20 protein-coding genes and 1 other annotated feature are annotated in these 22,546 nt (G+C 36.8%); of the genes, 13 read left to right on the top strand and 7 right to left on the bottom strand.

Translation table 11 applies throughout. The features are described from left to right. Positions 1-31 precede the first annotated feature (31 nt). From ribD to ribH, 4 genes are read left to right on the top strand one after another with little or no spacing between them, the layout of a single operon-like run. A complete protein-coding gene (gene ribD / locus BP17_RS10570) occupies positions 32-1,111 on the top strand; it encodes a bifunctional diaminohydroxyphosphoribosylaminopyrimidine deaminase/5-amino-6-(5-phosphoribosylamino)uracil reductase RibD (protein ID WP_198022565.1) in 1,080 nt (359 codons plus the stop codon). Positions 1,112-1,129: 18 nt separating this feature from the next. Next, entirely contained in the window at positions 1,130-1,783 is a 654-nt protein-coding gene (locus BP17_RS10565; protein ID WP_035054194.1) for a riboflavin synthase, read from the top strand. A gap of 18 nt (positions 1,784-1,801) precedes the next feature. Then, positions 1,802-2,995 carry a bifunctional 3,4-dihydroxy-2-butanone-4-phosphate synthase/GTP cyclohydrolase II gene (locus tag BP17_RS10560; protein ID WP_035054191.1) on the top strand — a complete coding sequence of 398 codons (1,194 nt, stop codon included), beginning with the start codon at positions 1,802-1,804 and terminating at the stop codon, positions 2,993-2,995. Between the two features lie 55 nt (positions 2,996-3,050). Continuing rightward, positions 3,051-3,512, top strand: coding sequence for a 6,7-dimethyl-8-ribityllumazine synthase (gene ribH, locus BP17_RS10555; RefSeq protein ID WP_035054189.1), 462 nt, complete (start codon positions 3,051-3,053; stop codon positions 3,510-3,512). A 538-nt stretch (positions 3,513-4,050) separates the two neighbouring features. Here ribH and trpA read toward each other — a convergent pair. The 7 genes from trpA to BP17_RS10520 form a co-directional block, all read right to left on the bottom strand. After that, positions 4,051-4,842, bottom strand: a complete 792-nt coding sequence (trpA, locus tag BP17_RS10550; protein ID WP_035054187.1) for a tryptophan synthase subunit alpha — start codon at positions 4,840-4,842, stop codon at positions 4,051-4,053. Beyond that, a complete protein-coding gene (gene trpB, locus BP17_RS10545) occupies positions 4,835-6,016 on the bottom strand; it encodes a tryptophan synthase subunit beta (protein WP_035054185.1) in 1,182 nt (393 codons plus the stop codon). Before trpB ends, trpA begins: the two co-directional genes overlap by 8 nt. Then, positions 6,013-6,624: a phosphoribosylanthranilate isomerase gene (locus BP17_RS10540; protein WP_035054183.1), complete on the bottom strand. Its 612-nt coding sequence runs from the start codon at positions 6,622-6,624 to the stop codon at positions 6,013-6,015. Before BP17_RS10540 ends, trpB begins: the two co-directional genes overlap by 4 nt. Before the next feature lie 2 nt (positions 6,625-6,626). Beyond that, on the bottom strand, positions 6,627-7,406 hold the full coding sequence (gene trpC / locus BP17_RS10535) for an indole-3-glycerol phosphate synthase TrpC (protein WP_035054180.1): 780 nt from the start codon (positions 7,404-7,406) through the stop codon (positions 6,627-6,629). Continuing rightward, the gene (gene trpD / locus BP17_RS10530) at positions 7,403-8,476 is read right to left on the bottom strand and encodes an anthranilate phosphoribosyltransferase (RefSeq protein ID WP_084676365.1); all 1,074 of its coding nucleotides are present in this window, start codon (positions 8,474-8,476) and stop codon (positions 7,403-7,405) included. The genes trpC and trpD overlap by 4 nt, the downstream gene beginning before the upstream one ends. A 53-nt stretch (positions 8,477-8,529) precedes the next feature. Next, positions 8,530-8,781: a binding site (T-box leader), on the bottom strand. A 104-nt stretch (positions 8,782-8,885) separates the two neighbouring features. Then, positions 8,886-9,974 (bottom strand): iron-containing alcohol dehydrogenase family protein, encoded by a 1,089-nt coding sequence (locus BP17_RS10525; protein WP_035054176.1) that lies wholly within the window; start codon positions 9,972-9,974, stop codon positions 8,886-8,888. Between the two features lie 33 nt (positions 9,975-10,007). Continuing rightward, on the bottom strand, positions 10,008-10,976 hold the full coding sequence (locus tag BP17_RS10520) for a bile acid:sodium symporter family protein (protein ID WP_035054174.1): 969 nt from the start codon (positions 10,974-10,976) through the stop codon (positions 10,008-10,010). A gap of 980 nt (positions 10,977-11,956) precedes the next feature. Here BP17_RS10520 and BP17_RS10515 point away from each other — a divergent pair. The 9 genes from BP17_RS10515 (at position 11,957) to BP17_RS10475 (ending at position 22,072) form a co-directional block, all read left to right on the top strand. Next, a complete protein-coding gene (locus tag BP17_RS10515) occupies positions 11,957-12,943 on the top strand; it encodes a mannose/fructose/sorbose PTS transporter subunit IIA (RefSeq protein WP_035054172.1) in 987 nt (328 codons plus the stop codon). A gap of 52 nt (positions 12,944-12,995) precedes the next feature. Then, a complete protein-coding gene (locus BP17_RS10510) occupies positions 12,996-13,796 on the top strand; it encodes a PTS mannose/fructose/sorbose transporter subunit IIC (protein ID WP_035054171.1) in 801 nt (266 codons plus the stop codon). 21 nt (positions 13,797-13,817) lie between these two features. Then, positions 13,818-14,729, top strand: coding sequence for a PTS system mannose/fructose/sorbose family transporter subunit IID (locus tag BP17_RS10505; RefSeq protein ID WP_035054169.1), 912 nt, complete (start codon positions 13,818-13,820; stop codon positions 14,727-14,729). A gap of 146 nt (positions 14,730-14,875) precedes the next feature. Continuing rightward, the gene (locus BP17_RS10500; RefSeq protein WP_035054167.1) at positions 14,876-15,271 is read left to right on the top strand and encodes a DUF956 family protein; all 396 of its coding nucleotides are present in this window, start codon (positions 14,876-14,878) and stop codon (positions 15,269-15,271) included. 536 nt (positions 15,272-15,807) lie between these two features. Then, complete coding sequence (locus BP17_RS10495; protein WP_035055445.1) at positions 15,808-16,200, top strand: (deoxy)nucleoside triphosphate pyrophosphohydrolase; 393 nt, start codon at positions 15,808-15,810, stop codon at positions 16,198-16,200. Further along, positions 16,197-19,076 (top strand): DUF3427 domain-containing protein, encoded by a 2,880-nt coding sequence (locus tag BP17_RS10490; RefSeq protein WP_035054164.1) that lies wholly within the window; start codon positions 16,197-16,199, stop codon positions 19,074-19,076. The genes BP17_RS10495 and BP17_RS10490 overlap by 4 nt, the downstream gene beginning before the upstream one ends. Positions 19,077-19,404: 328 nt before the next feature. Beyond that, positions 19,405-20,337, top strand: coding sequence for an alpha/beta hydrolase (locus tag BP17_RS10485; RefSeq protein ID WP_035054161.1), 933 nt, complete (start codon positions 19,405-19,407; stop codon positions 20,335-20,337). Positions 20,338-20,388: 51 nt separating this feature from the next. Beyond that, complete coding sequence (locus BP17_RS10480; RefSeq protein ID WP_035054159.1) at positions 20,389-20,931, top strand: DUF1697 domain-containing protein; 543 nt, start codon at positions 20,389-20,391, stop codon at positions 20,929-20,931. Between the two features lie 178 nt (positions 20,932-21,109). Beyond that, entirely contained in the window at positions 21,110-22,072 is a 963-nt protein-coding gene (locus BP17_RS10475) for an alpha/beta hydrolase (RefSeq protein WP_035054157.1), read from the top strand. Positions 22,073-22,546 lie beyond the last annotated feature (474 nt).

The following is a 22,546-nucleotide window of genomic DNA, read 5'->3' as shown; positions in this document are numbered from 1 at the left end:
GGATGGAGTGAGAGTAGTGGATGAACAATATATGAGAATGGCGCTAGACTTAGCCAAAAAAGGGAAGGGCTGGACAGCTCCCAATCCCTTAGTTGGAGCTATCATTGTAAAAGCTGGGAAAATTATTGGACAAGGCTATCACGAGAAATATGGGCAAGCACATGCGGAGGTAAATGCTATTGCGTCAGCAGAAGAAGATGTGGCCGGCGCAACGATGTATGTTACGCTAGAACCTTGTTCGCATTTTGGGAAAACACCTCCCTGTTCAGATTTATTAATAGATAAAAAAATTAAACGAGTAGTTGTAGGAGCGCTCGATCCAAATCCATTAGTTGCTGGTAAAGGAATTGAAAGGCTTCGTGCTAATGGAATTGAAGTAGTTACAGGTATTCTGGAAAAAGAGAGTCAACAGTTGAACGAAGTTTTTATGAAATACATTGTCACTAAAGAACCTTTTGTGGTTATGAAGAATGCCATGTCCTTAGATGGGAAAATAGCCACAGTAACAGGCGAATCTCAATGGATCTCGGGTGAACCCGCTAGAAGACAAGTACATGTTTTGCGACATGAGTTGTCTGGAATCATGGTAGGAATCGAAACAGTACTAAAAGATGATCCACAATTAACCTCTAGAATGCCCAATAGCAACAATCCAATTAGAATCGTTGTGGATAGTCAGCTGAGGATCCCAATCGCTTCAACCATATTGACTCATCAAGAGGAAGCTCAAACAATTATTGCTACAACTAGCAAAGCCGACAAAGAAAAAGTAGCAACATTAAAGCAAATGGGTATTGAAATTATTGTGACTAAAGAAAAAGCTGGAAGAGTAAATTTGCAAGAATTAATGAAAACATTAGGTGCTAGGGGTATCGATAGTATTTTGTTGGAAGGCGGAGCTACTTTAAACTTTTCGGCTTTGGAAGAAAACATCGTAGACAAAGTACAGACTTATATTGCCCCAAAAATCATCGGAGGAAAAGATGCTAAAACAGCAGTTGAAGGAGCAGGTATTCTATCACTAAAAGAGGCGTTTCCAATTCATCGGATGACGGCTGTGATGGTCGGAGAAGACTTGTTTTTGGAAGGCTACATTGATAAGAAAAAATAGGTTCATTGGAGGTAAGATATGTTTACTGGAATTATTGAAGAAATGGGAACCATCAAATCAATCAAACAAGCTGAAAAATCCTCGGTTCTTAGAATTAAAGGTCAAAAAGTGTTGCAAGGAACGCTTATCGGAGACAGCATCTCGACAAACGGTATTTGCTTGACTGTAACAAAAATAGAAAAAGATTTTTTTGAAGCAGATGTCATGTCCGAATCTTTAAAAAGAACAAACATAGGGGAATTAGCTCCCGGAAGTCACGTTAATTTGGAACGAGCACTAAGTTTGGCAACGCGTCTTGGCGGACATATTGTTAGTGGGCATATCGATGGGACGGGGCAGATAAAAGAATTTAGGCGTGATGACAATGCCGTTTGGATCACAGTCGAAACAAGTCCTGAATTGTTACGGTATATTATTGAAAAAGGCTCTATAGCTATTGATGGGGTGAGTTTGACGGTCGTAACAGTGGATGAGCAGTCTTTCCAAGTCTCTATCATCCCGCACACTGGAGAAGAAACCGGGCTGCTACAAAAGCAAACCGGAGACACTGTCAATCTTGAATGCGATATGATTGGGAAATATGTCGAAAAATTATTAGGAATAAATTCAAAAAATGCTGTTCAAGAGAGTCAAGTAACGGAAGGCTTTTTAAAAGAAAATGGGTTCTTTTAGACCAGAATGGAGAAAAATATGTTCAATACAATTGAAGAATTGCTAGCTGATTTAAGAGCTGGAAAAAATATTCTATTGGTAGATGATGAAGATAGAGAAAACGAAGGAGATATTATCTGTGCTGCTGAATTTGCTACGACCGCTAATGTGAATTTTATGGCTAGTTACGCTAAAGGTCTTATCTGCATGCCGGTGGCTAAAACGTATACAAAAAAGTTGAAATTACCACAGATGAGCTTGGATAGCACAGATAATCATGGAACTGCTTTTACTATTTCAGTAGATCATATCGAGACTACGACTGGAATTTCAGCTGTGGAACGATCATTAACAACTATGAAATTGGTTTCTGATGATGCTAAACCAGAAGATTTCAGAAGACCTGGGCATATTTTTCCGTTAGAAGCAGTGGATGGAGGCGTATTGGTCCGAAATGGACATACAGAAGCAACGGTCGATTTGATGCGTTTAGCAGGTCTAAAGCCCGCTGGATTATGCTGCGAAATTATGAGTGAAGACGGAACAATGGCTAGGAGAAATGAGTTGTTAGATTTAGCCAAAAAGCATCAATTGAAAATCGGTACGATCGCTGATTTAATTGAGTATCGTAAAGCCAAAGAACAAATTGTTTCTCGTCAATCTAAAGCATTGTTACCGACTAAATACGGCGATTTTGAGATTTATACTTATGAAAATACGGTTACAGGTGACCATCATGTCGCTTTGGTTATGGGGGATGTTAGCGATGGGGAGCCAGTACTCTGCCGTATTCATTCAGAATGTTTAACCGGTGATGTATTCGGCTCTATAAAATGCGATTGCGGGCAACAGTTAGATGCAGCTATGAAACGCATTGCTGATGAAGGCCGAGGTACCTTATTGTATATGCGTCAAGAAGGGCGCGGTATCGGCTTAGTTAATAAGATAAGAGCATACGCACTGCAAGATCAAGGGTACGATACAATTGAAGCGAACTTGGCGTTAGGTTTTCCAGCTGATTTACGAGAGTATTATGAGTGCAAACAAATATTTGATGATTTGGGCGCTTCCCAATTGCGTTTGATGACCAATAACCCACTGAAAGTAGAAAGTATGAAAAAATACGGTCTGGATATTGTGGAAAGAGTGCCGCTTCAAATGGAAGCCTATAAAGAAGATGAAGCTTATCTAAAAGTCAAACAAGAAAAAATGAATCATTATTTGAACTATTAAAATAGGGAATTACGCATTACTAAAAACAACTATAGAATAATTGGAGGAATAAAAAATGAATGTATTCGAAGGACAATTAATTGCTAAAGATTTAAAAATAGGTATCGTAGTTGCACGGTTTAATGAATTTATTGGATCAAAATTATTGAGTGGTGCAGTGGATGGTTTGAGAAGACACGGGATGTTAGAAGAAGAAATCACTGTTGCTTGGGTACCAGGGGCGTATGAAATCCCATTAGTTGCACAAAAAATGGCAGCTTCAGGAAAGTACGATGCTATTATCACTTTAGGCGCAGTAATCAAAGGAGCTACATCGCATTACGATTATGTATGTGCTGAAGTTTCAAAAGGAGTAGCTACAGCCTCAATGAACACAGGAGTACCTGTAATGTTTGGTGTCCTAACGACAGATAGTATTGAACAAGCGATTGAGCGTGCCGGCACTAAAGCTGGAAATAAAGGCTATGATTCAGCCGTATCAGCTATCGAAATGGCTAATTTACTAAAAACTATATAAGGTTTGATTATGGATGAAGCAAGATTAAAGAATGATCAGATGATTATTTTGGCTATATAATTTTTAGTGTAGATAAATAAATGAACCAAATGATTTACCTGAAAATTCTGGCGGAATAGGGTTGATTGTAGCCATGTATTGGATTCAATGAGAATTACAAAACGTTGGCGCTTTAGCGCGATTACGATTTGTTTGAAGCTTGAAAGTCTGAAGACTTCTTTTTAGGCTTCAGGTGTTCCCATGGCTCCACAAGCAAACCCGTCTATTCCAGAAGAAATTTCATCTTAAAGTATCCACACCATTTGACCTAAAGACATTGTTTTGACTAAGCGTATTTTGCGAGGGATTTTAGTAAACTAATAGCTTTTTTTTAATATGCTTAAAAGGAAAAAGAAATTGAGAAATAAAGCTGCTTTAGCTATTATTTCTCAATTTCTTTTATTTTTTTGATGGGTATTTAATTACTGCCAGTCATTTACTTTCTAAAAATTCTTTGGAGCAGTCGTTGCTGATAAATAGAGCAATTTATGTTCTTTTTTTATACTTCAATACTCGCTTCTTGATGAACAGTCTCTGCCATTTCTTTGACATAACGATAGACATATTCAGGAGCAGTTTCTCCTTTTTCTGCAATAATCGCGACAATAGCACTCCCTACAATGACGCCATCAGCTGTTTTCGCCATTGTTTTCGCTTGTTCAATCGTGGAAATACCAAAACCTACTGCGCAAGGAATGGTGCTCACTTCTTTTATTTTATGCAACATTTCCGAAACATTGGTCTGAATATCTTTTCTAACGCCGGTCACTCCAAGAGAGGAGACCACATATAAAAAACCTTCTGCTTCTTTTGCAATCATCGAAATACGTTCATTTGAGGACGGTGCGATCATTGAAATGAGATCAACTTGGAATTTTTTACAACTAGGTGCAAGCAATCCTTTTTCTTCAAAAGGTACGTCAGGAACAATCAGCCCATCCACACCAACTTCTTGACAGCGGGACATAAATTTATCAACTCCATAAACGAAAATTGGATTGATATAGGTCATAAAGACAAGTGGGGTATCTATTTCTTTTCGCAGTTCCTGTACCATTTTAAAAATATCGTCTACGTTGGTATTATTGGATAATGCTCTTTCACTAGCTGCTTGGATAGTGGGGCCTTCTGCTACTGGATCAGAAAAAGGGATCCCGATTTCAATAATATCAGCTCCTGCTTCCGCCATTTTTAAAATCACCTGTTTAGTGACTTCAATAGTCGGGTCTCCTGCAGTAATGAAGGGGATAAACGCTTTTCTATTTTTGAAAGCTGCTTGAATTCTACTCATGTAGATCAACTCCTTTATGGCGTGCGATAGCTGCAACATCTTTATCTCCACGGCCGGATAGACAGATCACAATGATTTGGTCTTGATTCATCGCAGGTGCAATTTGTTTGGCATAAGCAACTGCATGAGAGCTTTCAATAGCTGGGATGATGCCCTCTGTTCTGGATAGATACTCAAAAGCATCAACAGCTTCATCGTCTGTAATCGATACATATTGTGCCCGCTTGATGTCATGCAAGTAGGCATGTTCTGGACCAATTCCAGGATAATCTAAACCAGCAGAAATGGAATAGACAGGAGCGATTTGTCCGTATTCATCCTGACAAAAGTAAGAATTCATGCCATGGAAGATACCTTGCGTACCAACTGCAATCGTGGCGGCCGTATCTTTCGTATTAATTCCTCGACCAGCTGCTTCACAACCTATGAGCTGTACTTCTTTGTCTTCAATGAATTCATAAAACATTCCCATAGCGTTGCTCCCGCCTCCCACACAAGCCATAACAATATCCGGCAGTTTAGACTCTTTTTTTACTATTTGAGCTTTGGTTTCTTCTCCAATAATTTTTTGGAAGTCCCGTACCATTGTAGGAAAGGGATGAGGTCCCATGACAGATCCGATAGCATAGTAAGATGTTTCGAAAGAAGAAGTCCAGTCTTTCATGGCTTCGTTAACGGCATCTTTTAATGTTCGTGTGCCAGACTTGACCGAGATCACTTTTGTGCCCAATAATTCCATGCGAAAGACATTTAAAGCTTGTCGATTTGTATCTTCTTCCCCCATATAAACGACACATTCCATACCGAATAAAGCTGCCGCCGTAGCAGTTGCTACGCCATGTTGTCCCGCACCAGTTTCTGCAATGATTCGTGTTTTACCCATTTTTTTAGCCAATAAGATTTGACCTAATACATTATTGATTTTGTGTGCTCCAGTATGATTCAAATCTTCCCGTTTCAAGTAAATTTTGGCGCCACCTAAATCGTTGGTCATTTTTTCAGCGTAATACAAAAGTGAGGGCCTTCCAGCGTAATTAGCTAATAAATCGTCTAGTTCTCTAATAAATGTTTCATCTTGTTTATAGTATTCATAAGCTTGCTCTAATTCATTAATGGCATTCATTAATGTCTCTGGAATAAACTGTCCACCATAGTTTCCAAAATAATTTTTCATAAGTTGACCTCCTGTATTTTTTTTACGAGTTCGATTAATTTTGTTTTGTCTTTGTATCCATCTTTTTCCACTCCGCTTGAAATATCCACAGCATAAGGTCGTAATTGTTGAATAGCTTCTTGAATGTTTTCAGAAGTCAAACCGCCTGCTAAAAAATAGTTGCCTGTCTTTTTTTTGAGAAGATCCCAGTTAAAGGTCTCACCGGTTCCACCTTTTAGTTTTTTATGGTAGGTATCGTAAAGAATCATATCCGCATCTGGTTTTTTTGCAGTATCTTCTATAGAAGATACTCGTATCGCTTTTAGTATAGGTGCGGTTACTTGTGCTTTTAAAGTAGACAAGTAGCGATCGTCTTCGTTACCATGTAGTTGGATGCAGTCAATGATTTTTTCATTCACTAATGTTGCAATAAACTCAATTTCCGCATCAACGAAGACACCTACTGTTTGAATTTCTTTGTCTAAATGCTGACGAAGAACTTTGGCTTCTTCAAGAGTGATTTGGCGTTTGCTAGTGGCGAAAACAAATCCGGCAAAGCTCGGCTTGATATCATTTAGCATAGCAACTTCTTCTAGCGTTCTAATGCCACAAATTTTCAGTTTAGTCATTTTTAGGCACCTCGCAATTCTAACAACCGCTTGTTTTTATCTTCAGCGAGCATCATAGTTTCCCCAATCAAAATGCCATCCACTGAAGCTTTTTCTAAAATAGCCACGTCTTTTCTTGTTTTTATCCCGCTTTCGGCAATAAACAAGGTGTCTTTTGGCACCCGGCTACGTAAGTCAACTGAGTTTTTCAAATCCACTATAAACGTTTTTAAGTCTCGGTTATTGACACCGATAACTGAAGGATTCACTCTCAAAGCCCTTTTTAATTCTTTTTGTGAGTGAACTTCTACCAAAGCTGATAACCCTAATGAGTGTGCCAACTCGTGGTAGTGCTGTAATTGTTTATCATCTAGTAGAGATACAATCAGCAAAACAGCATCAGCTCCAATTGCTTTAGTTTCATAAATTTGATACTCGTCAATAACAAAATCTTTTCTTAAAATGGGCAGATTGACTGTTTGCTTGATTTCAGTAAGATAAGCATTTTTTCCTTTGAAAAATGCTGGTTCTGTCAAAACCGATAGGGCTGTTGCACCTGCTTTTTCGTAAGACTGCGCAATCGCTAAGTAATCAAATTTTTCAGCAATCATCCCTTTGGAAGGCGAAGCTCGTTTCACTTCACAAATAAAACTTATTTTTTCTTCAGCGAGTGCTTTTTCAAATGGAAAGCTACGGTCAATTGAGTGTTCCAAAGCTTTTTGTTTCATCTCTTCTAAAGGAACAGCTTTTTTGGATAGAGCTACTCGTTTCTCGGTACTTTTGACAATTTCATCTAAAATCATGCGGTCACCTCATGTGATTGTTTTATAAACTCATTTAATTTATCGAGTGCCGCGCCATTATCGATCAGCGTTCCCGCAAGTTGGATAGCTTCAGAAATAGTTATATCTTCTTTTGCCAAATAAATGGCTAGCCCGGCGTTGCATAAAATCGTATCGCGTTTAGGTCCTTTTTCTCCTGCAAAGATAGCTAACGTGATTTGAGCATTCACTTCGGGCGTATCGCCCATTAATGCTTCTTTGTGGCAGTAATCAAATCCGTAGTCTTTTGGATCAAATATAAAAGACTTGATGACCCCATTTCGTATTTCAGCTACTTCAGTAGTAGTGGTTAACGTAATTTCATCTAGCCCATCGTTTCCGCCAAAGACCATTCCTTTTTTTATGCCCAGATTTTGTAGGACTTTTGCTAAAGGATTTACCAAAGCTGTATCGTATACACCCAACATTTGCATGGTGGTATTGGCAGGATTTGCCAGTGGGCCAAGAATGTTGAAGATGGTACGAGCAGCAATTTGTTTTCTAACAGGTGCCGCATACTTCATTGCAGGGTGGTAGTTCTGGGAAAACATGAAACACATATTAATTTCGTTTAGCATTTTTTCACTTTGTGCAGCCGCTAAATCAATTTTGACGCCCAATGCTTCTAGTACATCAGCACTGCCGCTTTTACTTGAAGAGCTGCGGTTTCCATGTTTGGCAACCGGTATGCCAGCCGCTGCAATCACAAAAGCAGCAGTAGTTGAAATGTTAAATGTAAAAGCCTTATCGCCACCGGTTCCTACAATATCCATGGCGTCTATCTTGCTAGTCACTTTTTGAGAATGATCTCGCATCACCAGTGCTGAAGCAGTGATTTCCTCAACCGTTTCGCCTTTCATCCTTAACGCTGTTAGATAAGCAGCGATTTGGGCATCAGTAGCCGATCCATTCATAATTTCTTGCATGATACTTTTTGCTGTTTCCAAGTTTAGATCGTGTCCTGATAGCAACTCTGAAATTCCCATTTTGATAAATTCAGCTTCTTGTGGTTCTGTTATTTCTTGCACCGGTATTGTTGAGTGGTTAGCCATTGTCCTCATCCTTTCTAATTTTGGGTACAAAAAAAGACCCTTGTCCCCCTGTATAAAGGGACAAGAGTCTAGACTCCTGCGATACCACCCAAATTGATGCTCAAAAGAACATCCACTCGTTTCACATACAATCATATGTGCCCCATTTGATAACGGAAAGGGTTTCCCGTCAGCGCCTACTCTAAATTAATTTCAGGCTGCCCTCACAAGTCCATTCAAGAAACTTTTGCTGTCGTAATTCCACCACCTACGACTCTCTTTCAAACAAAATGACTTTCTCTACTACTCTTGATTATCGGTTTATTAATATTCTTTTATCGATTACTAATATATTTCACAGTATAGGCTTTGTTATTTTCTAAGTCAAACATTTTATTTCATTTAGCAGTAGCAAAGTGAGAATTGTGTTTTAATAATTACCAGAAACAGATTTCGAAAAATCTTCTACTGCATTCATAGCCTCAAAAATTGCTTCCTTGGTTACACCAGGTACGGCTAACTTAAATGTTTCATTATCTGAAGCAGCAAAGTCAGCGACTTTTTTTGCTTTTTCCAAGAAATTATTTTTCACAGCAAAGTCTGAGAAACGATGTGGAAAGTGATTTGATTCAAAAAACAGCAGCAATTTTCTGACTTCCTTTTCATCGCCTGACGCCCAAAGCTGAATTAAAACACCATAAGCCACTTTCACACCATGCTCAAAAACATGCGTTTCTTGAATAAGGGACATACCGTTATGAACAGCATGTGCACCAGCCATACGGCCATATTCTCCCGCAAATCCGCCAACGGTTCCGGCAATGGCTATGACTGTTTCGGCAACTCGTTTGAACGCGTCTGTTACTTCAGTATTTTCCAGACTCTTTAAAGCTTCGGCACTGTCTTTCAATAATAATTCTTGAGTTACTTTTGCAGTTTTTAACCCTACTTGAACCATCGCCGGTAAGTTGCCTTCAATATGTCGAGTAATGCCTTCTGCTTCATAATACTTAGCTAGGGTATCTCCAATTCCACCCATAAAATAATTCTTTGGTGATTCTACTAATAAATCTAGATCCATCAAGCAAAGTAAAGCTGCTTTTTCATAGTAATCCACTACTTTGAAAGTATGATCAGGATGATACACAGCTGAAAGAGGAGTGTATGCTGCACAAGTTCCTAAAACAGTTGGAATCGTCACGTACTCTACCTTTAATAATTCTGCAGTTCCTTTGGCAGTATCCAAAGCGCGTCCCCCGCCAATTCCCACTACGCAATCTGTTTTCTTTATTAATGAAGAAAGACGTTCCATATCTTCGTGTGAAGCTGTTCCATCATATTGAAATACTGGTAAATTTAAAGAACCAGAGTAATGCTTTTTAAAAGCTTGATAAGACAATTCGCCTGTGATGATAACAGGATTATTAAAAGACGCTAATTTTTGATCCAATTGGTTTAAGGCACCAGACTCGCATAAAAATTGACCAGGACCTGGACGTACAACTTGACTTAAACGCATAATAAATTCCTTCTTCCGTAGTATAAGTTTAATCTAACCTTTATTTGTAAGAGGTAGGGAGGTGACTTTTTTAGCAGTATTGTCCTTGTTGCGACAAAGGTTAGCATAAATGGTACCAAATAGTGTATGGACAATTGTTCCAGCTGCACCAGCTAAAGCCGTTTCTGGGCTGAAATGGGCTAAGCCTAAACTGCCTGCAAGACCAGTATTTTGTACGCCAATTTCAATTGCCATCGCTCTATTAGCAGAGCGATCTATTTTGAATAGTTTGCAGATCACATATCCCAGTGCATAGCCAGACAGACTGTGTAGCCAAACAATCAAGAACATAATTAAGCCTGTTCCCAATAAAGTTGCTGAATTGAGTGCAACCGTCCCTCCTAATACTAATAAAACAGCACTTGCAGAAAAGGAAGGTAATAATGTCTCGAATTTTTTCAGATAGGCAGTAAAGAAATAACTTAATATAAGTCCGCTAAGAATTGGAAGCAAAACAATTTGAATAATGGATGAAAACATATTCCAAAAACTAATCTCTATATAAGCACCACCATAGAAAGATAAAAATAAAGGCGTTAGAACAGGCGCTAGTAAGGTTGAGACAGAAGTAGCCGAAACCGATAAGGGGACATCTCCATTTGCCAAGTAAGTCAGAACATTCGAAGAAGTTCCTCCAGGTACACAACCAACTAAGATTAAACCAAGCGCAATTTCATCTGGTAAGTGGAATAGTTTGGCTAATAGAAAAGCAAAGAGTGGCATGAAAGTGTATTGTGCCAAAATCACTAATAAAACTTGCCAAGGTTTTTTGAGAACGGCTACGAAGTCTGCTGGTTGCATAGTTAATCCCATCGTAAACATAACAATTTGAAGAAATAAAGCAGTGTGGCTGCTAGCCCATAAAAAAGAGGTCGGTAATAAAAGGGCAACTGCCGCAACTCCTACAACAATATAAGCTAAGTATTTGGTATAAAACTGATTGAATTTGCTGAAATATTTCATCTAGGTCCCTCCAATGGTGTAATAAAAGATAGTTATGTTTATTGATTTTTTTTGTATGAAATTCTACATTTTATAGCAACACATCCTTTCGAGAAAATAAAAAGGCCACCCATTCAATAAATGAATGGGTGGCCCAAGTCCCATTCAGCCAAACAAGCTTGAATAGGACTTAAACTACTGAAAAAAATACAGTGTCTAAATCCTGGTTCTAATAATAATAACTTTTTGGCTAAATGATTGTGTCATGATTTGACATCCTCTCGTGGGGTAATGAAAATAGAATAACACCGCTAAATTAAAAAGCCAACATCTGATTTTAATCGTATTGCAATCTTTTGAAAGGTGAAAAGTTATAGAATAGCAACGGCAGACAAACGGTATTTCTAATGGGAAAGAACTAAGCTGTATAAGTCCTCAAATAGAAAATTAATCTGAGTTGCTCGAACTAAGACTCGTTGTGCTTACTCAAAGAGTAGTTTACTATGAGTCTTTATTTGTTTCATGGATGACTGAAATCAGTTCAGTTTCGAAGCAGTGGTGGTCTAACAATATGAGATGCAATATTCATAAAATTTTCTCTTAACAAGCTAGTTTTAAAACACATTCTAATAAAATGTAATTTCTATTTGATACAATACACTAAAAATAGAAATAAAAGTAAAAGAAATAGGTCCAGTAAAAACGATACACTAATTAGTGTATCGTTTTTAGGAGACTGTTTTTGAGTGTTAATGTTGATATAAAAGGTTTCTTTATCGATACACTAAAGTTGGCACGATATTTGCATTATATTAAGTATATGGACAATTTTAATGACACTATTGAAGTGATTTAAACTGTAAACGTTTAGATTACAAATGAAAGGTGGCGGTGGTGTTAGTTGAGAAATTGTTTTAAATTAGACAAAACTAGTAAAAGATTAAGTATATTAGTTGCGTCTAACTCGAAAAATAGAAATAAATTATTTAGGAGGTAGAAGTATGGTAGGAATTATACTAGCAAGCCATGGCGAATTCGCTGAAGGCATCTTGCAATCTGGCGCAATGATCTTTGGAGAACAAGAAAATGTTAAAGCTATTACTCTAATGCCAAGTGAAGGTCCAGAAGATGTAAAAGCAAAAATGCAAACTGCAATTGCATCATTCGATGATCAAGATGAAGTATTATTCTTAGTTGATTTATGGGGAGGTACTCCATTTAATCAAGCTAACGCATTGTTTGAAGAACGTAAAGATAAGTGGGCAATTGTTTCTGGATTAAATTTACCAATGGTAATTGAATCTTATGCATCTCGTTTGTCAATGAATTCTGCTCAAGAAATTGCAGCACATGTTATTGAAACAGCAAAAGAAGGCGTAAGAATTAGACCAGAAGAGTTAGAACCAGTAACAAATACTAGTTCAGCTTCTGCACCGGTACAAGGTTCAATTCCACCAGGTACAGTAATGGGCGATGGCAAAATCAAATTAGTTTTGACACGTGTAGATTCACGTTTATTGCATGGTCAAGTAGCCACAGCTTGGACAAAATCAGTATTACCAAGCCGCATTCTTATTGTTTCAGACGAAGTAGCTAAGGATGATCTTCGTAAAAGATTAATCGAACAGGCAGCACCACCGGGAGTTAAAGCTAACGTTGTTCCAATCGATAAAATGATTGAAATTTCTAAGGATCCTCGTTTTGGAAGTACTAAAGCATTATTGTTATTCGAAAATCCAAAAGACGTTATTAGAGCTATCGAAGGCGGCGTAGATATTAAAGAAGTTAACGTTGGTTCTCTAGCACATTCAGTTGGTAAAGTTGTCGTTAATAAAGTTCTTTCTATGGGACAAGAAGATGTGAAAGCTTTTGAAGAGATGAAAGCCAAAGGCGTTAAATTTGATGTACGTAAAGTACCAAATGATTCTAGTGCCAACATGGAAGATCTTCTTAAAAAAGCAAAAAATGAATTAGCACGCGTAAAATAAACGAGTAAAGTAAAGTAAAGTAAAGTAAATTAAATTAAATAGGAGGCCTATTATGTCTATAATATCAATTGTTTTAGTAATTCTTATTGCTTTCCTAGCAGGTATTGAAGGAATCTTAGATGAATTCCAATTCCATCAACCACTAGTAGCATGTACATTAATCGGTTTAGTAACCGGTAATTTGACAGCAGGTATCGTTCTTGGCGGAACACTTCAAATGATCGCTCTTGGTTGGGCAAACATTGGAGCAGCCGTAGCACCAGATGCTGCATTAGCATCAGTTGCATCAGCAATTATTTTAGTATTAGGTGGACAAGGGGTTGCCGGAGTTCCAGCAGCTATCGCAATTGCGGTTCCACTTGCAGTAGCAGGACTTTTCTTAACAATGGTTGTTCGTACATTAGCAGTACCTATCGTACATTTAATGGATACTGCAGCTGAAGATGGCAATTTCAAAAAAATTGAAATGTTACACTTATCAGCAGTAGCTATGCAAGGAGTTCGTATCGCAATTCCTGCAGCAGCACTTTTATTCATCCCAGCAGAAACAGTTCAATCTTTCTTAGAATCAATGCCAGCATGGTTAACTGATGGTATGGCTATTGGTGGAGGAATGGTTGTTGCGGTTGGTTATGCATTAGTAATCAACATGATGGCAACAAGAGAAGTATGGCCGTTCTTCATTATCGGTTTCGTAGTAGCAGCTATTTCTCAATTAACACTTATTGCTCTTGGTGCAATTGGCGTAGCTCTTGCTCTAATTTACTTGAACCTTTCTAAAATGGGAGGCTCATCAAATGGCGGCGGAAGCAACTCTGGTGACCCGTTAGGCGATATCTTAAACGATTATTAATTCCGAAGGAGGAGAAGAGACATGGCAGAAAAAATTCAGTTATCAAAAAAAGATCGCTTAGCCGTAGCATGGCGCTCAACGTTCATCCAAGGTTCTTGGAACTATGAACGTATGCAAAATGGTGGTTGGGCATACTCAATGATTCCAGCAATTAAAAAATTATACACAACTCAAGAGGACCGAGCAGCAGCGTTAAAACGTCACTTGGAATTCTTTAATACTCACCCATATATTGCTTCACCAATTCTTGGAGTTACATTAGCACTTGAAGAAGAACGTGCTAATGGTGCACCAGTTGATGATGTAGCTATTCAAGGGGTAAAAGTTGGGATGATGGGTCCGTTAGCCGGTGTCGGCGATCCAGTCTTCTGGTTTACTGTACGTCCTATGTTAGGTGCTCTAGGAGCATCATTAGCAATGGGTGGAAGTATTCTTGGACCAATCATTTTCTTCGTAGCTTGGAACTTAATTCGTTGGGGATTCATGTGGTATACACAAGAACTTGGTTATAAAGCTGGTTCTAAAATTACCGATGACCTTTCAGGTGGATTATTACAAGATATTACAAAAGGTGCTTCAATTTTAGGTATGTTCGTCTTGGCTGCACTGGTACAGCGTTGGGTATCCATTAGTTTCCAACCAGTTGTTTCTGAAGTTCAATTAGACGATGGAGCATTTATTATATGGGATGATCTTCCTAATGGTGGAGAAGGTATTCGTCAAGCCTTTGAACAAGTAAATTCAGGATTGGCACTTTCACCTATTAAAGTAACAACTTTACAAAACAACTTGGATCAATTGATTCCTGGATTAGCTGCATTGGCTCTAACATTTTTCTGTATGTTTTTACTTAGGAAAAAAGTTAGCCCAATCATTATTATTCTTGGCTTATTCGTAGTCGGAGTTGGCGGACACGTAATCGGACTTCTATAATATAAAGCAAAATTTAAATCTGTGAAGCGATAATAGTTTGCATATAAAAAGTGGTTGGGATCCTCTCAGCCACTTTTTATATTGCCTAAATCATTTGAAACAACGTATAATGAATATAAGAAGTTAAAAGAAATGGAGCGGATAGAATGGTTGAATCAATTAATACAAAGGTAGACTTGGTAATAGATGCCACCGCTTTTACGGGGTTAACGGATTATGGAAAGATTATGATTGGTGATAGTGGATTTGAATTTTTTAATGCACGCGATGCTCGTAAATTTATTCAAATACCATGGGAAGAAGTAGAGAATGTCATTGCCTCTGTAATGTTTAAAGGGAAATGGATTCCACGTTATGCGATTGAAACCAAAAAATCTGGGACCTTTACTTTTTCTTCTAAAGATCCTAAAAAAGTACTTCAAGCTATCCAAGTATATGTAGATCCAAGTCATATGGTACAGTCCCTAAGTTTTATGGGTGTTATGAAAAGCGCGGCTAAATCAATTTGGAATAAGAATAAGAATAAGAATAAGAAAAAATAAAATTTAGTGAAGCTATTTATTCATTACTATTTTTTGCCTAGAACTTTCAAGTTCTAGGCTTTTTTTGCGTGGATAAATTAATTAAAGGGGCCTATAATTTTTAGTATTGACAGAGTTAATTTAATTACATACTAAAAATTCTGGAGGAATAGGTTGCTTGTAGCCATATGTTAGATTCAATGCGAATAACAGAACGTTAACGCTTCAGCGATTACGGCCTGTTGAGGATTGAAAGCCTTAAGACTGCGGTTTTTAGACTTCAGGCGGTCCCATGGCTTTATAAGCAAAAACGTCTATTCCATAAGATTTTTTTTGAAGTATAAACACTATTTGTCATATACCTACTTTTGGTAAGACTTATCCACACCTTTTGACGTAAGGCTTTTTTTGTAAAGATAATCATAATTACACTAGCATATGAAAGACACGTTCGCTTACAGAGAAAACTGTTTTTGTAACTTGATCTTTAAAGGTAAAATCTCTATGATAAAATGAGATCAAGAAGTAAAAAGAAAGAAGTGAACTTGTTGAAAACGATGGATGTTGTAGGTGCTATTTTAGTAGAGAACGGTAAAATTTTATGTGCACAAAGAGGAGAAGGTAAAGCTCTGGCACATATGTGGGAATTTCCTGGTGGGAAAATAGAAGATGGTGAGACCCCCCAAGAGGCCTTAATTCGTGAATTAAAAGAAGAGTTAAGGATTGAGGTAGATGTCCAATCTGAAAAATTTGAAACAACTAGTTACCAATATGATTTCGGTTTAGTGAACTTAACAACCTTTATTTGTATGCTAAAAAAAGGTACACCACAGTTGTCTGAACACAGTGAATTGAAGTGGTTAAAGCCAGTAGAATTAAATGTCTTGAAATGGGCACCAGCAGATTTACCAGCAGTAGAAAAATTAATAAAAGAGAATGTAAGCTTATGACAGATATTCTAGAGCAGTCTTTGAAAAAAGCTTTCGTCAATCATAAAGTTGGAGCTTCTTCGTATGATCCAAAATTTATTATTAATGATACAAAAAATAAACAGTTTATGCTAAATGTATTACAAAGTGAATTAGATTCGTGTGAAGAGTTCTTTTTTTCTGTGGCCTTTTTAACGCAAGCTGGATTAGCAGCATTAAAAACCAAACTAGCAGATTTACATGCACAAGGAGTCAGAGGAAAGATTGTGACTTCAATTTATTTAGCCTTTAACCAACCTGCTGTCTTTGAAGATTTATTAAAGATACCGAATGTAGAAGTACGTATTTCAAAGCAGCAAGGATTTCATTCTAAAGGCTACCTTTTTAAGCAACAAGGGTTTCATTCTTTTATTATAGGTAGTTCTAATTTAACAATGAGTGCATTAAAGATTAATTATGAATGGAATGTTCGTTTAACGTCTTACGAACACGGTCAAATGCTGCAAGAGATACAATTACATATGGAGCAGGAATGGCAAGATGCTCAAAGATTAACGCATGAATGGATTCGTAATTATAAAAAGACTTATCAACCTATGACTTTTTCTAGGGAAGTAAGTAAAGTACAGGAAATAGGATCGACTGAAGCAGAGATGTCTTATAGTGCAATTAGACCGAATAAAATGCAAAAAATAGCATTAAATAATCTTAAAGAATTAAGAGAAACTGGCGCAAAAAAAGGGCTAGTCATTTCAGCTACAGGGACAGGTAAGACTTATTTATCGGCATTTGATGTCTTACAAGCTAAACCAAAACGTGTCTTATTTGTCGTTCATAGAGAACAGATTCTAAATAAGGCAAAGAGTGATTACAAAAAAATTGTTGGTGGAAATAATGAGGAATTTGGTATCCTTTCTGGAAATAAAAAAGAAATAAATGCAAACTATTTATTTGCAACGATCCAAACAATTTCAAAAGATGCGGTCTTACAACAGTTTGCTAAAAATCACTTTGATTATATATTGATTGATGAAGTTCATAAAGCTGGAGCGAAATCTTATCATAAAGTACTTGCCTATTTCCAACCAAATTTCTTATTGGGAATGACAGCAACTCCAGAAAGAACAGATGGGTTTAACGTCTTCGAATTGTTTGATTACACGATTGCTTACGAGATCCGTCTTCAAGAAGCACTAGAAGAAAAGATGCTTTGCCCATTTCATTATTTTGGAGTCACCGATTACGAAAAAAATGGCGAGCTGATTTCTGAATCCACCGATTTGAAGAATTTAATTGAAGAAGAACGGACTACTTACTTATTAGAAAAACTTGATTATTATGGGTGTTCGGGAAATACACCCAAAGGATTAGTTTTTTGTAGTCGCAAACAAGAGGCGAAAGCCTTATCCTTACTGTTCAATAAAAAAGGACATTCGAGTTCTTATCTTTCAGGAGACCATTCGCTAGTGGAAAGAGAAAAACAAGTCCAACGGTTAGAGAACGGTGAAATTGAATACATTTTTACAGTGGATATTTTTAATGAAGGTATTGATATTCCAAAAGTCAATCAAATAGTGATGCTTCGAAATACAGCGTCTAATATTATTTTTATTCAACAATTAGGGCGTGGGTTAAGAAAAGATTCGTCAAAAGAATATGTTACGGTGATTGATTTTATTGGAAACTATAAGAATAACTATATGATTCCAATGGCTTTATCGGGAGATATGTCTAGAGATAAAAATAGTTTGCGTAAAGATACGTTTGATACGAACTTTATTTCAGGTGTTTCTTCTGTGAATTTCGAGAAAATTGCAAGGCAACAAATTTTTTCGTCGATCAACCAAGCATCGATGAATAGCATGAGTGAATTAAAAAAAGCTTTTGAACTGCTCTTAAACCGTCTTGGGCGAGTCCCTTATTTGAAAGACTTTCAAGAACAAAAAACGCTGGATCCTATTTTGATGGCCAATAAAAAGACCAGTTATTATGATTTTTTAGTGAGTATTAAACAAAATGAAGAAAATATTTGCTCAATAGAAAATCGATTTTTAATGATTGCTTCACGCGAATTTTTAGCTGGCATACGCAAACAAGAATTAATTTTATTACAAAAAATGATTAGTGAACCTGAAAAAACGATGACTTTAGAAGAGATTCAGCAGTTGTTTAAACAGCAGGATGTCTTAGCAACTAATGAAACGGTTCATTCTGTTTTAAATACATTAAGTTTAACTTTTTATACCGGTTCAATCGCCTCTACCTATAAAGGGCAAGCATTTATTGAGTGGACGAATGATCAAGTCAGTTTAACGCCATTGTTTAAACAAGCAATGACCAATGGTTACTTTGTCCATTTGATCACAGATATCCTTTTAACTGGGCAACTTAAGTCGACAAGCTACAGTTCTTCAGAGCCGTTGACACGCTATCAAAAATATAAGCGAAAAGATGTTTTGCGTTTATTAAATTGGGACAAACAAATGGTAGACCAAAATATTGGTGGGTATACGGCAAGTAAAGGCGAATTTGTTATTTTTGTAACGCTTAAAAAAGGGGAGAATTTCTCAGGAGCACAAATGGCTTATGAAGATGAACTGTTGGATACTTCAACGATGAGATGGTTTACCAAGGCTCCTAGAACGATGAACTCTCCTGAAGTTCAAAAATTATTACACCCAGAAGACTGGAAAATACGCGTTTTTGCAAAAAAATCAGATAATGAAGGAATAGAATTTTACTATTTAGGCGAAGTAATTCCGTTAAAGGATTCTATTGTTGAATTAGAAAAACCTGTTCAAAATGGCAATAAGAAAAAAGTGGTTGAAATGAATCTGAAATTTGTAGAACCAATGGATGTCAATCTATATCGCTATTTAGAAGTAGGTCAAGAGTAAGGCTTGCATCAATAAAATTCAGGATTTACCCTCTGAAAATAGATAATTTTGCTTATTGCCATCCCAAAGAAGGCGATGAGCATTTTTACTTAGTAAAATTTTTAATAGTTTTTAAGTTTAAAGATAAGGTGAATGAATTGATGAAAATGGTATAATTAATAATGAAACATTGCGGACTTACACACAGAAATTAATGAACTCGTTAAATAGAAAATCGTTAAATTAATTTTAAAAATCTGTTTATAAAATAGTATGAATTTTTGCTGATACACTAAGGTGATTCATAATAGGATCGAGTAAAGGTGAGAGTAGTTAGGAGTAGAAAAATATGAAAAAAACATTTTTAGTTTCCTTTTTAGTTTCCTTTCTAGTTCTTTTATTAGGCTTTATAAGTATGGGGTGTGGAAATGGAGAAATAACGAAGACAGGTGAAGAAAGTCAAGAGTCCGTTGGATCAAATTCATCAAGTGCTAGTGAGGCTAGTCTTGCCAGCAGTGATTCAACCGAACCGTTGACCACAACACAGACAAACGTTCCAACACTGTTCATTCATGGCTATGGAGGAACAGAAGGCAGCTTTAGTGGGATGCTGTCCCGATTTGAAGCGAGTAGTTTTGGAAAGAAAGTTTTAACCATAATCGTTCAGCCAGATGGAAGTATATCTGAAACAGGTGACTGGCAAGAGCAAACAAATAATCCCTTGATTCAGGTGTTATTTGCAGATAATAAAAACAATGAGTGGAACCAAGCAGATTGGATCAAAGTTGTTTTATCTTATCTAACTAGCACGTACCAAATTGATGAGGTTAACTTAGTCGGTCACTCGATGGGAGCTGTGAGCAGTTTAAGGTATCTGGTCACATACGGGAGTGATCAGTCTCTGCCAATGGTCAATCATTTTGTTGCTATCGGCGGACCCTTTAATGACTTTGTGACAGGTAATGAAGACCAGTCTCTTGAGGCACTGGATTTGAACGGTCCTTTGGTAATCAGTGAACGGTATGGCGACTTTTCTGCTGGCATTCAGCAGTTTCCCAAAGAAACCGCAATGCTGAATGTTGCTGGGGATGTAAAAGATGGATCAGACGGAGACGGTACTGTTCCGCTCAGAAGCGCATTAGCTATCAATTATTTAATGCAAACAAATGGGATTGAGTACCGCTATGAAATCATTACAGGATCACAAGCTTATCACAGTCTATTGCATGAAAATACGCAAGTTGATCAAATGGTTGCCAATTTTTTATGGGACATACCTTAAAAAGTCTTTTCAAGTGGATATGTAACAAATCTGATAAAGGGGGTTGGCTATATGCAATTTATCATTTTATTACGAGGAATTAACGTTGGAGGGAACAACAAAGTTCCGATGAGTGCGTTAAAACAGTATCTAACCAACGCTGGTTTCATGAATGTGAAATCTTATATTAACAGTGGCAATTTAATAGTTGAAAGTGAAGAGGATGCGGAACAGGAGGTTTTAATAAAGTGTCAAGCAATCTTAGCAGATCAGTTTACCTTTCCAGTTGAAGTCGTCGTTATTTCTGATGAAAAGTATAAAATGGAACTTGCGAATGTTCCAACATGGTGGGGAGAAAATGAAGATTATCGGCACAATGCGTTGTTTTATCTAGCTTCTGCTAATAAAAGTGATATTATGGCTTATTTATCAACTGTTGATTCCACCTATGACAAAATTTATATTGGGGAACAGGCAATTTTTTGGTCTTCCTCCTTTAAACAGCATTACAGTAAAACTTATTATTCTAAATTGGCTAGTCGCCTTTTTTATAAACAAATTACCATTAGAAATCGAAATACGACACTTAAGTTGCTTAGCTTTTTAAAGAATTAGCCCATATAAATAGCTGCTAATTTCATTTGAGTAGCTATTTAGTTAGATTGGATTTGTTGAATTTTCGAAAGGTACTTTAAAAAAATTATAGTTTTTTTTGTGCACCTATTTACGGCAAAAAGGGTAGAATAAAGAGAATGTTTGAAGATACTATCAACAAAATTATGGAGTGTGAGTGATGAAAAAAAAGATTTGGATAAGTTTGGCTGTATTTTTGGCTTTGGTTATTCTTGTTTTAGGGTTCGCAGGGAATTATTTTTATGGTGTAGCAGTAGCTATAAACCAAAAAGATTTTATAGAAGCAATAGATGTGGATGGAGATTACGATCCTGAAGATCCATGGCTGGAAGAAAAAAGATGGTACGATGAAGTGGAGCGTGAAGAATTATCTATTATATCTGGTGATGGACTGAAGCTTTCAGGGATTTACATTGAAAGTGAGCTTGCTTCTAAAAAAGTTGCCCTATTAGCACATGGATATGCAGGAAACTTAGAACAAATGGCGTCGTATGTTAAGTTATACCATGATATGGGGTTTAATGTATTTGTACCGGATGCCCGCGGACATGGAACAAGTGAAGGAGATTATATAGGTTTTGGTTGGCATGAACGAAAAGATTACTTGCAGTGGATTCAACTAATGATAGATAAAGTTGGCACAGATGCTGAACTGGCTTTATTTGGGGTCAGCATGGGTGGAACAACCGTTATGAATGTCAGTGGAGAAGAATTGCCAGATAATGTTAAGGTGATCGTGGAAGATTGTGGGTATAGTTCTTTAAACGGCGAGTTGGCGTATCAATTGAAAGATATGTATAATTTATCCGAATATCCTTTAATTCCCATAACTAGTTTAGTAACGAAACTACGTTCTGACTATTGGTTTGGAGAAGCTAATACAACTGAACATATCAAAAACAACAAGGTTCCTATGTTGTTTATCCATGGTGCAAATGATAAATTTGTGCCGACAGAAATGGTCTATGATGTGTATGAGGCTAATCCTTCACCTAAGGAGCTATATATTGCACCTAATGCCGACCATGCGGAAGCTTATGAAAAGAACAAAAAGGAATATAAACAAAAAGTTCAAGCTTTTGTACTTAAGTATGTAACTCAAACAACTGAACAAAGTAAATAAAAATTGGGTACCTCAAAAGTTAGTATGAATTTACTTTTGAGAGTGCTTTTTTTAGATGTATCTGTTTTATCGATTCAAACAACAATCATGATTATTTATTCACAAAAGAATGATTATGGAAAGTCCTTATAAAAATGGTCAAATAAAGTATGTTGCAAAAGAGGAATACATACTCATTATTTCAAAATGGAAAAATTAAAACAAATGGTCTATTTGACGGAAAGATGCAAGGGGAATAGAAATTTTCTCAAAAAAAGTGGAAAATTATGATAGGTAGCTGTATAGAAAATAATATAAATGATGGCGATCAGATTCAATATTGTCTAGATAGTCGGATTAGAAAAAAGTTCGATTTAAAATAGTAAATAATAAATAATAAATTGCTTTTTTAAAAAGGAAAATAGTCTGTTTTATGTCACAAATATAAAAAAAATTCTTTTTTTATCCGAAACAAGTTGAACAATTCACAAAGAT

The organism is Carnobacterium pleistocenium FTR1 (genome assembly GCF_000744285.1).
GTDB classification, from domain to species: Bacteria; Bacillota; Bacilli; order Lactobacillales; family Carnobacteriaceae; genus Carnobacterium_B; species Carnobacterium_B pleistocenium.
The sequence above is the reverse complement of the archived record's forward strand: the minus strand, read 5'-3'. Positions and strand labels throughout refer to the sequence as shown.

Coding starts and splice junctions, on each gene's coding strand:
- ribD (WP_198022565.1), top strand. CDS start 32: ATGAGAATGGCGCTAGACTTAGCCAAAAAAGGGAAGGGCTGGACAGCT.
- BP17_RS10565 (WP_035054194.1), top strand. CDS start 1,130: ATGTTTACTGGAATTATTGAAGAAATGGGAACCATCAAATCAATCAAA.
- BP17_RS10560 (WP_035054191.1), top strand. CDS start 1,802: ATGTTCAATACAATTGAAGAATTGCTAGCTGATTTAAGAGCTGGAAAA.
- ribH (WP_035054189.1), top strand. CDS start 3,051: ATGAATGTATTCGAAGGACAATTAATTGCTAAAGATTTAAAAATAGGT.
- trpA (WP_035054187.1), bottom strand. CDS start 4,842: ATGAGTAGAATTCAAGCAGCTTTCAAAAATAGAAAAGCGTTTATCCCC.
- trpB (WP_035054185.1), bottom strand. CDS start 6,016: ATGAAAAATTATTTTGGAAACTATGGTGGACAGTTTATTCCAGAGACA.
- BP17_RS10540 (WP_035054183.1), bottom strand. CDS start 6,624: ATGACTAAACTGAAAATTTGTGGCATTAGAACGCTAGAAGAAGTTGCT.
- trpC (WP_035054180.1), bottom strand. CDS start 7,406: ATGATTTTAGATGAAATTGTCAAAAGTACCGAGAAACGAGTAGCTCTA.
- trpD (WP_084676365.1), bottom strand. CDS start 8,476: ATGGCTAACCACTCAACAATACCGGTGCAAGAAATAACAGAACCACAA.
- BP17_RS10525 (WP_035054176.1), bottom strand. CDS start 9,974: ATGCGTTTAAGTCAAGTTGTACGTCCAGGTCCTGGTCAATTTTTATGC.
- BP17_RS10520 (WP_035054174.1), bottom strand. CDS start 10,976: ATGAAATATTTCAGCAAATTCAATCAGTTTTATACCAAATACTTAGCT.
- BP17_RS10515 (WP_035054172.1), top strand. CDS start 11,957: ATGGTAGGAATTATACTAGCAAGCCATGGCGAATTCGCTGAAGGCATC.
- BP17_RS10510 (WP_035054171.1), top strand. CDS start 12,996: ATGTCTATAATATCAATTGTTTTAGTAATTCTTATTGCTTTCCTAGCA.
- BP17_RS10505 (WP_035054169.1), top strand. CDS start 13,818: ATGGCAGAAAAAATTCAGTTATCAAAAAAAGATCGCTTAGCCGTAGCA.
- BP17_RS10500 (WP_035054167.1), top strand. CDS start 14,876: ATGGTTGAATCAATTAATACAAAGGTAGACTTGGTAATAGATGCCACC.
- BP17_RS10495 (WP_035055445.1), top strand. CDS start 15,808: ATGGATGTTGTAGGTGCTATTTTAGTAGAGAACGGTAAAATTTTATGT.
- BP17_RS10490 (WP_035054164.1), top strand. CDS start 16,197: ATGACAGATATTCTAGAGCAGTCTTTGAAAAAAGCTTTCGTCAATCAT.
- BP17_RS10485 (WP_035054161.1), top strand. CDS start 19,405: ATGAAAAAAACATTTTTAGTTTCCTTTTTAGTTTCCTTTCTAGTTCTT.
- BP17_RS10480 (WP_035054159.1), top strand. CDS start 20,389: ATGCAATTTATCATTTTATTACGAGGAATTAACGTTGGAGGGAACAAC.
- BP17_RS10475 (WP_035054157.1), top strand. CDS start 21,110: ATGAAAAAAAAGATTTGGATAAGTTTGGCTGTATTTTTGGCTTTGGTT.